Source organism: Kribbella sp. NPDC059898, from assembly GCF_042730855.1.
In the GTDB taxonomy this organism is placed as follows: domain Bacteria; phylum Actinomycetota; class Actinomycetes; order Propionibacteriales; family Kribbellaceae; genus Kribbella.
In genome coordinates this window covers 104044-117649 of record NZ_JBHWKR010000005.1, presented here as the reverse complement: position 1 = coordinate 117649, position 13606 = coordinate 104044, and the positions used below count along the sequence as shown (strand labels likewise).

The window sequence follows — 13606 nt, the reverse complement described above, 5'->3', positions numbered from 1 at the left end:
TCGACGGAACCCTCCCAGTGTGCTCCATCGACGCCACGGCGCACCTGCTCGTCTATCGGGACTGGGAGGGTCCGCGTTACATCAGCCTTTGAGGCCTGACGCGAAGCCGCGGATGACGTACCGCTGCAGGATCAGGAACAGCAGCAGGATCGGGAGCGCGGCCAGGATCAGACCGGCCGCGACCAGGCCGTAGTTCGAGGTGTATTGGTTGACGAAGGCAAACACCCGGACCGGCACCGTCTCGTGGCCGGAGCCGCCCAGGTACAGCAGCGGCGTGAAGAAGTCGTTCCAGATCTGCACCGCGTTCAGGATCAGCACCGTGCCGGTGATCGGTCGCAGCAGCGGGAAGATCACGTGCATGAACGCCTGCAGGTGTGACGCTCCGTCGATCAGTGCCGCGTTCGTGTAGTCGGCCGGCAGCGAGCGGATGAAGCCGGTGTAGAGGAACACCGTGAACGGGAGCTGGATCCCCGTGTAGAACAGGATCATCCCCTGGTACGTCCCGAGCAGGCCGAGGTCGTCGACCAGCTTGTACAGCGGGATCATCCCGAGCTGGAACGGCAGGATGATCCCGACCAGGAACAGGATGTAGAGACCGTAGCTCAGGCGGGTCGCCGTACGAGCCAGGAAGTACGCCGCCAGCGAACCGGCCGCGATCAGCAGGACGACACTCGCCACCGTGATCAGGGTGCTGTTCAGCAACGCCGACCCGAGCCCGGCCTCGCGCCACGCCTCGCCGAAACTGCCGACGCTCGGCGGCGACGGCAGCCCGAGCGGCTTGTTCGCGATCTGCTGCGGGTCCTTGAACGCCAGCGTGACCAGTACGTACACCGGGAAGAGGAACGCGATCGCGACCACGATCATCACGACCTCGAGCAGGAACGTCCGTGGGCGGTACTTCATGCCGTCGTCTCCCTCGACCTCAGGTACCCGATCTGCAGGAACGTGACGGCCGCGACGAAGATCGCGAGCACCAGCGCGACCGCGGTGCTGTAGCCGAACTTCCCGTAGACGAAGGCCTGCTTGTACAGCACCGTCGACAACGTGTCGGTGGCGTATCCCGGTCCGCCGTTCGTCATCGCGATGATCTGGGTGAACAACGTCAGCCCGCCGACCGTCGACAGCATCACGTTGATCGTCACGGCCGGCGCGAGCAGCGGCCAGGTGATGTGCCGGAACCGGGCGACCGTCCCGGCGCCGTCGACCATCGCGGACTCGTGCAGCTCGGCCGGTACGCCTTCGAGCCCGGCGAGGAAGATCACCATCGAGTACCCGGCGCACTGCCAGATCACCGTGAACGCGACCGACCAGAGCGCGAGCGACGGATTCCCCAGCCAGTCCTGCCGCAACCCACCGAGCCCGACCGCCCCGAGCGCGGCGTTCAGCCCCGCGTCCGGCGCCGGGTTGTAGACGAACTTCCACAGGAACGACACCATCACCGGACTCACCACAACCGGCGCGAAGAACACCAGCCGCAGCACCATCCGGCTCCGGATCCGGGTATGCACCCCGAGCGCGAGCAGCAGCCCGATCCCGTTCTGCACCACGACGATCGCCACCGTCAGCAGCAGCGTGTTCCGCAACGCCCCCAGCGACTGATCGTCCCGCACCAACTGCTTGAAGTTGGCCAGACCAACGAATGCCTTGGCACTCCCCACCCCCGACCAGTCCGTGAACGCCGACCCCGCCCCGGCAATACTCGGATACAGAACCACCAACGCATAAACAAGCCCAGCCGGCACCGCAAACCACCACGGCGGCGCAATTCGTCCTCTCATGCGCCCTTCTTGTATGCGTCGTCCATCTTTTTGAGGGCATCCTGGACGGTGGTTTTGCCGCCGAGGAGTTGCTGGACCACGGCGAAGTGCGTCGGTTGGACTTCGGCGTTCGGCCAGCGTTGGTCCATGAAGGGGACGGCCTTGTTCGCCTTCAGGAGGGGGAGGAACGACGTCAGCGCGGGGTCGACCTTCGCGTCGCCGTACAGCGGGACGCAGGAGACGGCTTCGGCCCAGGCGTTCAGGTTGTCCTGCTGGCCGCAGTACTCGAGGAAGCTCTTCGCGTCGTCGGCCTTCTTGCTCTTCGCGCTAGCGGCGATGCCGACCACCACGCCGGCCGGGATCCAGTTGTCGGCGGCAACATCCGTGGACGGGAACGGGAACATCGACAGGTCGTCCGGCGCCGGCGCCGCGGCCCGGAACGCGGACAGTACGGCGGACACCTGGACGGCCATCGCGGCCTTGCCGGTGCCGACCATCGAGGTGGCCTGCTCGTACGTCGTACCGTTCGGATTGTCGTTGAAGTACCCTTTCTTCTGCAGTTCGAGGTACTTGTCCATCGCGTCGGCCCACCCCGAGTCCGCGAACGACGCCTGGCCCGCGCTCATCTTGTCGTCGAAGTCCGGCGTCTTCGCGTAGACCGTGCCGGGGACCAGCGCGTACGGGATCAGCTGGGTGATCCACGGCGTCTGCGCGCCGAGGGCGATCGGCACGATGCCCTTCTTCTTCAGCTTCTCGCACACCGCGAGCAGCTCGGACCAGGTGGTCGGCGGCTCGACGCCCGCGGTCGCGAACGCCTTCTTGTTGTAGATCGCGCCGAGCATGCTGGAGCCCGGCGAGTAGATGTACGTCTTGCCGTCGTTCTGGAACGCGCCCTTGAACCCGGCCGGCACCTTCTGCGTCCACGACTGGCCGCTGAGGTCCGCGAGCAGCCCGGCCTTGCTGAGTTGGACCATCGACATCGCGCTGCCGCTGCCCGGATAGACCACGTGGACGTCGGGTGCGTTGCCGCCGCCGAGCTGGGTCCGGAGCGCCGTCTGCACCTGATCCGCCGGCGCGAACGACAGGTTGAAGTCGAAGCCCGAGTGCCCGGCCTTGTACGAGTCGAGCACCTTGCGCAGGCCCGGCTCCTGGTCGCCGACGCCGATCACCTTCAGCGTGCCGCCGGACGACGTACCGCCGCTGCTGCCGCCGCACGCCGCCAGCGTGCCGCCGAGCGCGGTGGCGACGGTGGCCCCGCCGGCCAGCTGCAGGAGCCGCCTACGGCTGACGGACCGATCGAGTGCCATGGTTCCTCCTGAGCGCCGAGATACCGGCCAAGGATGTGAAGTAACCGTCGAAACCTGTTACTTTTGTCACGCGGGACGCTACGTACGGCCCGGGAGGGTGTCAAGACCTCGTTGAAAGGATTCAGTCGATACCGGTGTGAAAACGACTCCGGGCCGGCCGCCGGGGTTTTGGGCCGCCGCCTCGGTCGCCTGAGAAGATGGGCCCGTGCCCGCGACCGCCTTCCCGCAACCGGCCGGTACGACGCGCGTCGTACCGCGGCCCGGCGAGTCCGTGACGCCCACGAGCGGACCGGTGCAGGTGTGAGACGAGTTCTCTTGGTCGGCCTGCTGTTGCTGGCCTCGGCCCTCGGCGTCACCGGCGGCTACTACGCCGGCGACCGCTGGGACGATCCCGAACCCACTACCACCGGCGCCGCCAACCCCCTGGGCGAGATCTCCCCCTCGCCGACTCCGTCCCAAACCCCGACAGAGCCTCCGCTCCCCGTCAAAACCCCCAGCCCGAGCAACCTGGACCCGCTCCAGCCCGGCCTGGACTACGCGAACCGCACCTTCACGGTCCACCCCGACCCCGACCAGCCCGTTCAGCTCTCGGTCAAGGTCCCCAAGGGCTGGGGTCTGACGCGGGACCCGAAGCATCCCGACGAGGTCAAGTTCCTGGACGACCTCAAACAACGTGCGGTGCGGGTCCAATCCGTCCCAACGGCCCAGCAGAAGACCCCCGCGGAGGCGTTGTCGCAGCTCGTCATCAACCTGCGAACGAGCCAGCCGCCACAGAACGACGTACAGATCCTCGACCAGAAGCCCGGCACGATCACCGGCGACGACGGTGAGACCCGGTCGGTCGCCACGCTTACCTACACCTACATCCCGAGCGACATTCTGCGGTACGTCATCGTCCGCTTCATCGCGACCAACGGAAAGCTCGGCAACATCTCGATGAGCATCACCGGCATCCCCGCCGACGCTCCCGCCCTCGCGGAGATACTCGAGAAGGCCTCCAGCTCAGTCAGCGAGACCGGCTAGGCCCCCGGTCCGGCGATAGGCTGGGTACTCCACCGGACTTGCGGCTTTCACGGAATTGTTACCTGCGCGGTGCAACCTGAGCGGGGGCTGAGGTGTCTTTGAGTGTAGGACTGGGGGAGGTGCGTGGGTGGTGCGGAACGTGTCTCGACGTGCGTTGCTCGGCGCTGGGCTGCTCACCCTGGCCGGCGTCGGGGGCGCCGGCGGGTACGGCGCCGGTCTGTTCCTGACGGCTGAACCCAGCCAGGCCGGCACGGCCGCACCACTTCCGATGGGATCCGGCGGCGCATCGCCGTCGCCCACCGCCAGCCCGACCCCGACGCCCCGCAAGGTCACCTACGACAACTCGCCGGCGTTGAAGCCGGCCGATCTCAGCTACCGGAGCCAGACCTTCGACGTGCGAGCCGTGCTCAAGTCGCGGATCACGGTACGGGTACCGGACGGCTGGGGATTCACGCAGCCGGACCCGCCGACGATCGGGCGGTTCACCGACCCCACCGGCAAGCGATGGCTCCGGGTCGAGGGCGGCTTCACGATCAAACGCCCGCCGGCCGCCTCGATGGAGATCAGGCTCGCACAACTGAAGCGTCTCTCGGCAAACCAGATGTTCCAACTGCTCTCGCAGCGTGTGGACAAGGACTACGCCACGATCGCTTACACGTACGTGCCGCCGCCTGAGCAGTCGCCCGACGCCGTGCTGCGATACGTCATCGTGCGGTGGGTCGCGAACGACAGTGGAAACTGTGCCATCGAGATGGGTTCCACCGGGCTTCCCCAGGATCAGGATGCGTTGATGGATGTGCTGGAGCACGCTACGAGGAGCATTCAGCGCAAGGACACTCCGCTGAATTCCTAGGTCGTCAGTCGACGGGCCACACGGTGCGGAAGATGGTGGACCGGATCCGGTAGAACCTGCGGCGTACGGACTGGATCAGGGCCGGCGAAGGCCGAAGCCGTTCGGTCGGGAAACGCATGGGGACCTCTAGCTGTTGTACTTCACCGTGTCGGCGATCTCGCTGGCGCGATCCTTGCTTCCGGCCGGCACGACGACCTGAACGAGTAGCGAGCCGTTGTCCCCGTGATCGACGACCCGCTGGAGCAGCACGATATCGGTACCGAAGCACCCCTCGGAAACCCGGTCGGTGATCACGTTCTCACCATCCGTGTGCAAGTACGGCGTACCGGTGATCGTGCACTGCTTGCCGTCCGGGATCGCGAGCTTGGTCGTGGACACCCCGACGAACACGCCTGGCGTCGTACCGGTCCAGGTGTCGCCCTCGCTGACGCGGAAGGCGGGTGCGCTCGCGTTCGTACCGGGAACGGTCCAGTTGGACACCGCGCGCGAGTGTGCCCACGCCTCGGGCAGCTCGACCTGGAACCCTCCCGTGGTGACCGGGACCAGCTTGTGGCCCGCTACGTACCAGTGGCCGCCATAGCCGACGCCGCCACCGACGACCAGCGCCAGCAGGGCCGCGAGCACCCACCGGCCGGTCCGGCGCTTCTTCTTCACAGCAACGGGTGCAGGCTCTGCAACGGGTTCAGGGACCGCGACGGTCTCGGACGGTTCGTCGGCTTTGACGACCGTCGGCTGGTTCGCGTCGCTCAGCTCGGTCTGCTCCGAATCGTCCGACGCGAGCTCGATCGATTCGCGGAGGGCGAGGGGGAAGTCGTGGGTGTTTTCGTCGAGGGCGCCGATGAGTTGTTTGGTGAATGACTGGACGTCCGGCCAGCGCTGCTCGCGGTCGGGGTTCAGGGCGCGGACGATCGCGGCGTCGACCTGTTCGGGCAGTTCGAAGCCGAGGGAGCTCGGCGGCGGTGCCACCTTGACCCGGCTGGCGGCGCCGAGCCCGTCGACCTGGTGTGGGGATCGGCCGGTGAGGGCGGCGTACGCGACGGCTCCCAGCGAGTACTGGTCGGCCCGCTGGTCCAGCCGCTCCCCCAACGCCTGCTCGGGAGCGACGTACGACGGGGTCCCGCCCGGCATGGTGATCCGCGACACCTCGTCGAGCGACTTGCCCAGGCCGAGGTCGGACAGGACCGCCCGCTCGCCGTCGTCGGTGCTGCGGAACAGTACGTTGGCCGGCTTCACGTCGCGGTGCAGCAGCCCGCGCCGGTGCAGCGCCTGCAGGCCGCGGCCGACCTGGACGACCACGTCGACCGCCTCGGCCAGCGGCAGCGGCTTCTGCTTGAGGCGGTCCGCCAGCGTGCCGCGGTCGGCGTACGTGAGCACCAGGAACGGGCGGCCGTCCTCGAGTTCACCGACGTCGTGCACCTGGACGACGTGCTCGGACTCGACGCGGCGCAGGAACCGGCCCTCCTCGAGGAACCGCTTCCGGACCGAGTCGTCGTGGCCCCAGTTGTCGGCCAGCACCTTGATCGCCACCTCGGCGTCGAGCTGCTCGTCGTGCGCGAGCCAGACCGTCGCGAAACCGCCTGAGCCCAGGCGTCGGCGCACGACGTACCGACCGAGTCTGGTTGGGACCCCCATACAAGGCATTATGGGTCATTGGAGTGTCCCTTACCGGGGCCCATGGAGAGCAAAGGCGCAGATGAGCGAGAGCACCAGCCCGACGGACGACCTTGCGACCCTCGCGGAGCAGGCGCAGGCGGGCGACAAGAACGCGATGGACGACCTGCTGCGGCAGGTCTATCCGCGCGTCCTGCGGATCTGCCGGAGCGTCCTGCCGTACTCCGCCGACGCGGAGGACGCGGCCCAAGAGGCGCTGCTGAACATCGCGACCAAGATCAACACGTACTCCGGGCGCAGCAGCTTCTCCACCTGGGTGCACTCCGTCGCGGCCAACTCCGCGCGCTCGACGTACCGCAAGCTGAAGCGCTCCGCGCAGGCCGCCCACAACCCGGAGCAGATGGAGAAGCCGGACCCGCGCACCACGAGCGTGATCGCCGGCACCCGCCTGGACCTCCTGGAGGCGCTCGAGACCCTCGAGCGGGACCGTCCGCAGATGGTCACCCCGCTGGTACTGCGGGACGTGTACGGGCTGTCGTACGAGGAGATCGCCGCCGAGGTCGGCGCCCCGCTCGGCACGGTCAAGTCCCGGATCCACGACGCCCGCGAGGTCGTCCGCCCGCTGCTGCGGCCCAAGGACTGATTGCATCAACGTGCAATGCATCAGACCTGATGTGTGAGCCTGATGCAGGCATACCCTCGCGGTTATGTCCGCCCGGGGGTTGCTGCACAACGGTGATTATCTGAAGTTGCTGACCGGTCAAACGGTCAGCTCGCTGGGCTCCGCGATGAGCTCGTTCGTGTTCACGCTGCTCGGCCTGGCCATCACCGGCTCCCCGGTGCAGGCCGGTCTGGTCGGTACGGCGTCCTCGCTCGGCACCGTCCTGGTCGCGCTGCCCGGCGGCGCGCTCGCCGACCGGTGGAGCCGGCGCCGGATCCTGGTCGGGTACACGTTCCTCGGCGCGTTCCTGTTCGGCTCGGTCGCCGTCGCCGCCTGGCTCGGCCACCTGACGCTCCCGCACCTGTTGCTGGTCGGTCTGCTGAACGGCGCCGGCTACGCGCTGTTCATGCCTGCCGAGAGCGCCGCGCTGCGCGAGATCGTCGCCCCCGAGGACATCAGTACGGCGCTCGCCGCGTCGCACGGCCGGCAGAACGTGGCAGGGCTGGCCGGCGCACCGCTCGGCGGCCTGCTGTTCTCGATCGGGCGTGCCATCCCGGTCGCCGCGGACGCGATCTCGTACCTGGTGATGGCGATCATGCTGACGACGATCCGGCACCCGCTGCCGGCCCCGCAGCCCGAGGGCGAGGCACCCGAGCCGATCCTGAAGGCGATCCGGTCCGGGCTGGCCTGGCTGTTCCGCCAGCGCGACCTGCGGACGATCGCGATCGCCGCGACGCTGCTCAACTTCGCCGCGAACGGCACGATCCTGGTGCTGATCCTGAGCATGCAGCAACGCGGCGTACGGCCGTCCGTGATCGGGCTGCTGGAGACCGCGATGGGGGTGGGCGGTCTGCTCGGGGCGTTCGCGGCGCCGCGGCTGCTGGCGAAGTACAGCACCGGGAAGATCACGATCCTCGGCGCCTGGGTCGTCACCGTGACGTTCGCGGCGACGGCTGCCAGCACGCTGCCCGCCGTACTGATCGTGCTGCCGGCGCTCGCCGTGTTCCTGCTGCCCGCGCTGAACTCGGGCCTGTTCGGCTACCAGATGCTGATCACCCCGAACAATCTGCAGGGCCGGGCCCAGAGCGCGTTCATGTTCATGTCGAACGGCGCAGCCCCGCTGGCGCCGTTCCTCGGCGGCGTCTTCCTCGGCACGCTCGGCGCCCGGACCGCGCTGCTGCTCTTCGGGGCGCTGCTCGCGGTGGGCGCCGTACTGCTCACCGTGAGCAGGTCGATCCGGGCGATCCCGCTGCTTTCGGACGTGGAGGCCCTCCCGTAGGCGGCGCTCGTGTGCTCAGATGGGTTCATGAAGAAGCTCATCAACGACCCTGCCGATGTTGTGAGTGAGGCGCTGCGCGGGATGGCGGCGGCGCATCCGGACCGGCTCCGGGTGGACCTGGAGAACCGGATCGTTTACCGCAAGGAGGCGCCGCGGCCCGGGAAGGTCGGGCTGATCTCCGGCGGCGGGTCCGGGCACGAGCCGATGCACGGCGGATTCGTCGGGGCCGGGATGCTGGACGCGGCCTGCGCGGGTGAGGTGTTCACGTCCCCGGTGCCGGACCAGATGATGGCCGCGACGAAGGCCGTCGACGCGGGTGCCGGCGTACTGCACATCGTCAAGAACTACACCGGCGACGTGATGAACTTCGAGATGGCCGCCGAACTGGCCGCGGCCGACGCCGGGACCGAGGTGCTGTCGGTGGTGACGAACGACGACGTCGCCGTTCAGGACAGCCTCTACACCGCGGGCCGCCGCGGCGTCGGCGTGACCGTACTGCTGGAGAAGATCGTCGGCGCCGCCGCCGAGGAGGGCCGCCCGCTGCAGGAGGTCGCGGACCTGGCGAAGCGGGTCAACGACAACGGCCGCAGCATGGGAATGGCGCTCACGTCCTGTACGGTCCCGGCCGCGGGCAAGCCGACGTTCGAGCTCGCCGAGAACGAGATGGAGGTCGGCATCGGCATCCACGGCGAGCCCGGCCGGCAGCGCCTCCCGCTGGCCCCGGCGCGCGAGATCGCCGAACTGCTCGTCGACCCGGTGGTGTCCGATCTGCCTTACACCCAAGGCGATTCGGTGATCGCGTTCATGAACGGCATGGGCGGTACGCCGCTGATCGAGCTGTACGTGATGTACAACGAGATCGCCCAGCTCCTCGACCGCGCCGGCATCACCGTCGCCCGCTCCCTGGTCGGCAACTACATCACCTCGCTCGAGATGGCCGGCTGCTCGGTCACCCTGCTCAAGGTGGACGACGAACTGGTACGCCTCTGGGACGCCCCGGTGAACACCCCCGGCCTACGGTGGGGTGCATGAGCGTCGAGAACTTCGTCAACTGGATGCAGGACGTCGCGCAGGTGCTGCACGAGAACGCGGCGTACCTGACCGAGCTGGACTCGGCGATCGGGGACGCTGACCACGGGGCCAACATGGATCGCGGGTTCCAGGCGGTCGTCGAGGTGCTGGACGGTACGTCGTTCGCATCGGCCGACGAGTTGCTGAAGAAGGCCGGGATGACGTTGGTCAGCAAGGTCGGCGGGGCCAGTGGGCCGTTGTACGGTACGTTCTTCCTGCGGTTCGGGACCGCGCTGGCCGGGGTCGACCTGACACCGGAGGCGATCGGGAAGGGGCTGCACGCCGGCGTCGAGGGTGTGCTGGCCCGCGGCAAGGCGGAGCTCGGCGACAAAACGATGTACGACGCGTGGGCGCCGGCGTTGACGGCGTACGACGATGCCGTGGCCGGCGGAGCGGAGCTCGGTACGGCGCTGACCGCCGCGGCGGAGGCGGCCGCGAAGGGGCGGGACGCGACCGTACCGCTGGTGGCACGCAAGGGGCGGGCCAGCTACCTCGGTGAACGCAGCGCCGGGCATCAGGATCCGGGGGCGACGAGTACGACGCTGATCTTGGAGTCCGCGGCGCGCACGCTCTCATGATCGGGATCGTGGTGGTGTCGCACAGCCGGGCACTGGCGGACGCGGCGGTCGGGCTCGCGGCGGAGATGGTTGCCGAGGACAAGCGTCCGGTGATCGCGGTGGCGGCGGGGCTGGACGCGACGACGTTCGGGACCGACGCGATGGCGGTCGCGGAGGCGCTCGGGGTCGCGGACAGCGCGGACGGCGTACTCGTACTGCTGGATCTCGGGTCGGCGGTGCTGAGCGCCGAGATGGCCTTGGAGTTCGTCGATCCCGCGGTCGCGGAGCATGTCCGGCTGACGAGCGCTCCGCTGGTCGAGGGGCTGGTGGCGGCCGTGGTGACGGCGTCCACGGGCGCTTCGCTGGATGCGGTTGCTGCGGAGGCGGCGCGGGGGCTGGCTGGTAAGCAGGACCATCTCGGGGACACCTTGGTGGTCGCGGAGCCGATAGTTGAGGCCGATCACACCGTTGAGGTGGTGGTCGGGAACGAGCACGGGCTGCATGCGCGGCCGGCGGCTCGGTTGGTTGGGCTGGTCAACGGGTTTGATGCTGTGGTCACGCTGACCGATCTGGACACCGGGAAGGGCCCGGTGGATGCGGGCAGTTTGAGTATGGTCGCGACGTTGAATGCGCGGCAGGGGCATCGGTTACGGGTGGGCGCCAGTGGAACGCAGGCAGCTGAGGTCCTCGCGGCCGTTGAAGAGCTTGCTGCTGACAACTTCGGTGACGAGGTCGTGGTTGCTTCCCAGTTGCCGGGTGGGTCCGGGCTGGATGTGGCGATCGGACCGGCCGTGCTTGTCGATGCTGCGGTTGATCTCACCGGTTATGTTGCTGGGGACAACGAAGATGCCCGGTTGGAGGATGCGGTTCGGGTCGCGGGCGATGAGCTGCGGGCGTTGGTTGACGGTGGCGGGATCTTCGAGGCACACCTCGCGCTGCTGAACGACCGCAAGCTGCTGGAGGACGTCCGCGCGGCGATCACGGGCGGTACGTCGGCGCCGGTCGCGTGGAAGCAGACGTACGACGGGTTGGCCGCCACCTTCGAGGCGTTGGACGACCCGTACCAGCAAGAACGCGCGCAGGACGTCCGTGCAGTGCGGGACCGCGTGCTGCGGTTGCTGGTCGGCGCCACGGAGCAGACGGCTGCCGACGGCATTCTCGTAGTGCCTGAGCTGGATGCGGCTACTGCTGCGACGGTTGATGCGACCGCGGTCGAGGGCATTGCGGTGCGGGCCGCGGGGACGACCGGGCACGGGGTGATCGTGGCGCGGTCTCGCGGGATCCCTTTGGTGACAGGGATCGGAGACGTCGCGGTACGGGCCGGGACCGTGGTCGCGTTCGACGCCCGAACGGGTGTGTTCGACACGTCACCCGACGAGGCCGCGGTGCGCGCCACGATCGCCGAGCGGCTGGACGAGCGGGCGCGGGCGATCGCTGACGCGGACGCGCCGGCCACGACCCGCGACGGCCGGACCGTCGACGTACTGGTGAATGTCGGTGTCCTGCAGGACGCCGTGGAGGTGCGGGGCGCGGACGGGTCGGGGCTGGTGCGGACCGAGGTGCTGTTCGGCGGCCGGCGTACGGCGCCGAGCGTCGACGAGCAGGCCGAGGTGTTCCTCAAGATCGCGCAGGCGCTCGGGAACAAGCCGATCACGATCCGCACATGGGACATCGGCGGCGACAAGCCGCTGCCGTTCCTCCCGCAGGAGCACGAGCCGAACCCGTTCCTCGGCGAACGCGGCCTGCGAGTGTTCCGCCGCCGGCCGGAGCTGCTCCGCGATCAGCTCGCGGCGATCCGGCGGACGGCGGCGGAGACGCCGGTACACGTGATGTTCCCGATGGTGACGACCGCCGACGAGGTCGACTGGGCGCTGCACGAGCTCGGCCCGCGGGACAACGTCGAGGTCGGCATCATGGTCGAGGTCCCGGCGGCCGCGCTCCGGGTTGCCACGCTCGCGAAGGACCTCGACTTCGTCAGCATCGGCACGAACGACCTCACGCAGTACACGACCGCGGCCGACCGTACCAACGCTGCCGTGGCACCGCTTGCGGACGGGTTGGACCCCGCGGTGCTCCAGCTGATCGATCACGTCGTCCGTACGGCGGGCGTACGCGTGGCCGTTTGCGGTGACCTCGCCAGCGACCCGCAGGCCGCCGTACTGCTGGCTGCTCTCGGTGTGACCGAGTTGAGCGCCGTCGGCCCGCAGGTACCGCTGGTGAAGGCCCAGCTACGACAGGCCGACCTCAGCCAGGTCGACACTGCCGCGGCTTTGGCTGCCCGGGACGCGAGTCAGGTGCGGGGCTTGCTGTAGTAGCGAAGCTCGACCAGGTTGAAGCCTGAGGTGCGCTCCGCCTTCGCGGGGAGGGTGTAGGACTGCCCGGGCTCCAGGTAGGTCACGTCTGGGCTCGACAGGTCCAGGTCGACGACAAGAGCGGGGTAGGCGCCCGTACGCCACGTGTAGGACTCCCCTGCCTCAGGAGTGACGTGCTGCACGCGTACGTCGTCCTCGTCGACCACGACCTTCGTCGGAATCTCGCCGGTCTGCTCGAAGCCCGCAGCAGCTGTGTCAACCGCGGCGTACGGCTCGCCCGAGGCCTCTTCGCCGAGGTCGAGCACCTCGATGAGGCGGTTGAGGTAGAGCGCGTCGCCGTCGTTGGTGAGCATGTGCACCGGCGACACGGGCCGGTAGACCGACCCGCCGACGGTCTCGCTCAGGTGGCGGGCAGGGCTGCCGTCCAGCCAGTCCATGTGACACGGCGACGTCGACAGGCACAGGACGACGTACGGGTTGTGGTGCAGGTGCCAGCCCTGCGCCGTACCGGGCTGCAGCTCCACCTCCCAGACACGCACCCGTGAGTTCTTCAGCAGCACGCGGGTGCCGATCTCACCGAGCACGACCTCGGTGCCGTCCGGTGCGGTGACAGTTGTGCCAGCGGTCATGCGTTCTCCTCGATCGGTCGTTCCATCGCGACGCCGGGGAGCAGGGTCCCATCCGGCATCGGTAGCTGGGCGTCCTCCACCTCGGTGAAGCCGTAGGCCTTGTAGAGCGGTACGCCGGGCAGCGTCGCCATCAGGGCGAGCCGGGTGAACCCCTCCGCGCGAGCAGCCTCGGTACAGGCGGTAAGAATCGCCCGCCCGAGCCCGCGGCGGGTCCAGTCCGCCCGTACGAACATGGCCCGGATCCTGGCCGGCTCGGTCGCCGGATTGAGCAGCCGGGTGTCGGCTCCCGCCGTACTGGCGTTGAACAGCTTGTTCCGCCGGCTCCACCCGCCGCATGCGACGACCTCTCCGGCCGCCTCCAGCACGTAGTAGGTGCCGTCGTCGATCAGGGCGGTGTCCAGCGTGGTGATGTGCTCGGCCGCACTGGCCGTCTGCGCGGCGTCGTAGTACGCCGGAAACTGTGTCTCCACCGCCGACCGGGCCAGCGCGGCCACCGCAGGCCCATCCCCCACCACAGCCAACCGCAACACAGGCTCCACGCCCACA

Annotated in this window: 13 protein-coding genes and 1 pseudogene; 8 read left to right on the top strand and 6 right to left on the bottom strand. The window is 68.6% G+C overall.

Features of this window, described 5'->3' with window-relative positions:
* Positions 1-81: 81 nt before the first annotated feature.
* The 3 genes from ACFV9C_RS17600 to ACFV9C_RS17590 are packed head-to-tail and all read right to left on the bottom strand — an operon-like array spanning position 82 to position 3064.
* Positions 82-903, bottom strand: a complete 822-nt coding sequence (locus ACFV9C_RS17600; RefSeq protein WP_380194791.1) for a carbohydrate ABC transporter permease — start codon at positions 901-903, stop codon at positions 82-84.
* A complete protein-coding gene (locus ACFV9C_RS17595; RefSeq protein ID WP_380194789.1) occupies positions 900-1778 on the bottom strand; it encodes a carbohydrate ABC transporter permease in 879 nt (292 codons plus the stop codon). Before ACFV9C_RS17595 ends, ACFV9C_RS17600 begins: the two co-directional genes overlap by 4 nt.
* A complete protein-coding gene (locus ACFV9C_RS17590) occupies positions 1775-3064 on the bottom strand; it encodes an ABC transporter substrate-binding protein (protein ID WP_380194787.1) in 1290 nt (429 codons plus the stop codon). The genes ACFV9C_RS17595 and ACFV9C_RS17590 overlap by 4 nt, the downstream gene beginning before the upstream one ends.
* Before the next feature lie 300 nt (positions 3065-3364).
* On the opposite strand from ACFV9C_RS17590, the gene ACFV9C_RS17585 reads away from it, so the two are divergent.
* Positions 3365-4087, top strand: coding sequence for a hypothetical protein (locus tag ACFV9C_RS17585; RefSeq protein WP_380194785.1), 723 nt, complete (start codon positions 3365-3367; stop codon positions 4085-4087).
* A 127-nt stretch (positions 4088-4214) separates the two neighbouring features.
* Positions 4215-4940 (top strand): hypothetical protein, encoded by a 726-nt coding sequence (locus ACFV9C_RS17580; protein ID WP_380194783.1) that lies wholly within the window; start codon positions 4215-4217, stop codon positions 4938-4940.
* Positions 4941-5066: 126 nt separating this feature from the next.
* On the opposite strand, the gene ACFV9C_RS17575 is transcribed toward ACFV9C_RS17580, so the two are convergent.
* On the bottom strand, positions 5067-6539 hold the full coding sequence (locus ACFV9C_RS17575) for a serine/threonine-protein kinase (protein ID WP_380194781.1): 1473 nt from the start codon (positions 6537-6539) through the stop codon (positions 5067-5069).
* A gap of 94 nt (positions 6540-6633) precedes the next feature.
* Here ACFV9C_RS17575 and ACFV9C_RS17570 point away from each other — a divergent pair, with 94 nt between their 5' ends.
* The 6 genes and pseudogenes from ACFV9C_RS17570 (at position 6634) to ACFV9C_RS17545 (ending at position 12431) form a co-directional block, all read left to right on the top strand.
* Positions 6634-7194: an RNA polymerase sigma factor gene (locus ACFV9C_RS17570; RefSeq protein WP_134110310.1), complete on the top strand. Its 561-nt coding sequence runs from the start codon at positions 6634-6636 to the stop codon at positions 7192-7194.
* Between the two features lie 64 nt (positions 7195-7258).
* On the top strand, positions 7259-8491 hold the full coding sequence (locus tag ACFV9C_RS17565) for an MFS transporter (protein WP_380194779.1): 1233 nt from the start codon (positions 7259-7261) through the stop codon (positions 8489-8491).
* Positions 8492-8518: 27 nt separating this feature from the next.
* On the top strand, positions 8519-9523 hold the full coding sequence (dhaK, locus tag ACFV9C_RS17560; RefSeq protein WP_380194777.1) for a dihydroxyacetone kinase subunit DhaK: 1005 nt from the start codon (positions 8519-8521) through the stop codon (positions 9521-9523).
* Entirely contained in the window at positions 9520-10140 is a 621-nt protein-coding gene (gene dhaL, locus ACFV9C_RS17555) for a dihydroxyacetone kinase subunit DhaL (RefSeq protein WP_380194775.1), read from the top strand. The genes dhaK and dhaL overlap by 4 nt, the downstream gene beginning before the upstream one ends.
* Positions 10137-10547: pseudogene (gene dhaM / locus ACFV9C_RS17550) on the top strand (dihydroxyacetone kinase phosphoryl donor subunit DhaM); the annotation flags it as partial. The gene dhaL and the pseudogene dhaM, both read left to right, overlap by 4 nt.
* Before the next feature lie 3 nt (positions 10548-10550).
* Entirely contained in the window at positions 10551-12431 is a 1881-nt protein-coding gene (locus ACFV9C_RS17545) for an HPr family phosphocarrier protein (protein WP_380195499.1), read from the top strand.
* On the opposite strand, the gene ACFV9C_RS17540 is transcribed toward ACFV9C_RS17545, so the two are convergent.
* On the bottom strand, positions 12410-13060 hold the full coding sequence (locus tag ACFV9C_RS17540) for a hypothetical protein (RefSeq protein WP_380194773.1): 651 nt from the start codon (positions 13058-13060) through the stop codon (positions 12410-12412). The two genes, ACFV9C_RS17545 and ACFV9C_RS17540, sit on opposite strands and share 22 nt — an antisense overlap.
* Positions 13057-13599: a GNAT family N-acetyltransferase gene (locus tag ACFV9C_RS17535; protein ID WP_380194772.1), complete on the bottom strand. Its 543-nt coding sequence runs from the start codon at positions 13597-13599 to the stop codon at positions 13057-13059. Before ACFV9C_RS17535 ends, ACFV9C_RS17540 begins: the two co-directional genes overlap by 4 nt.
* Positions 13600-13606: the final 7 nt, after the last annotated feature.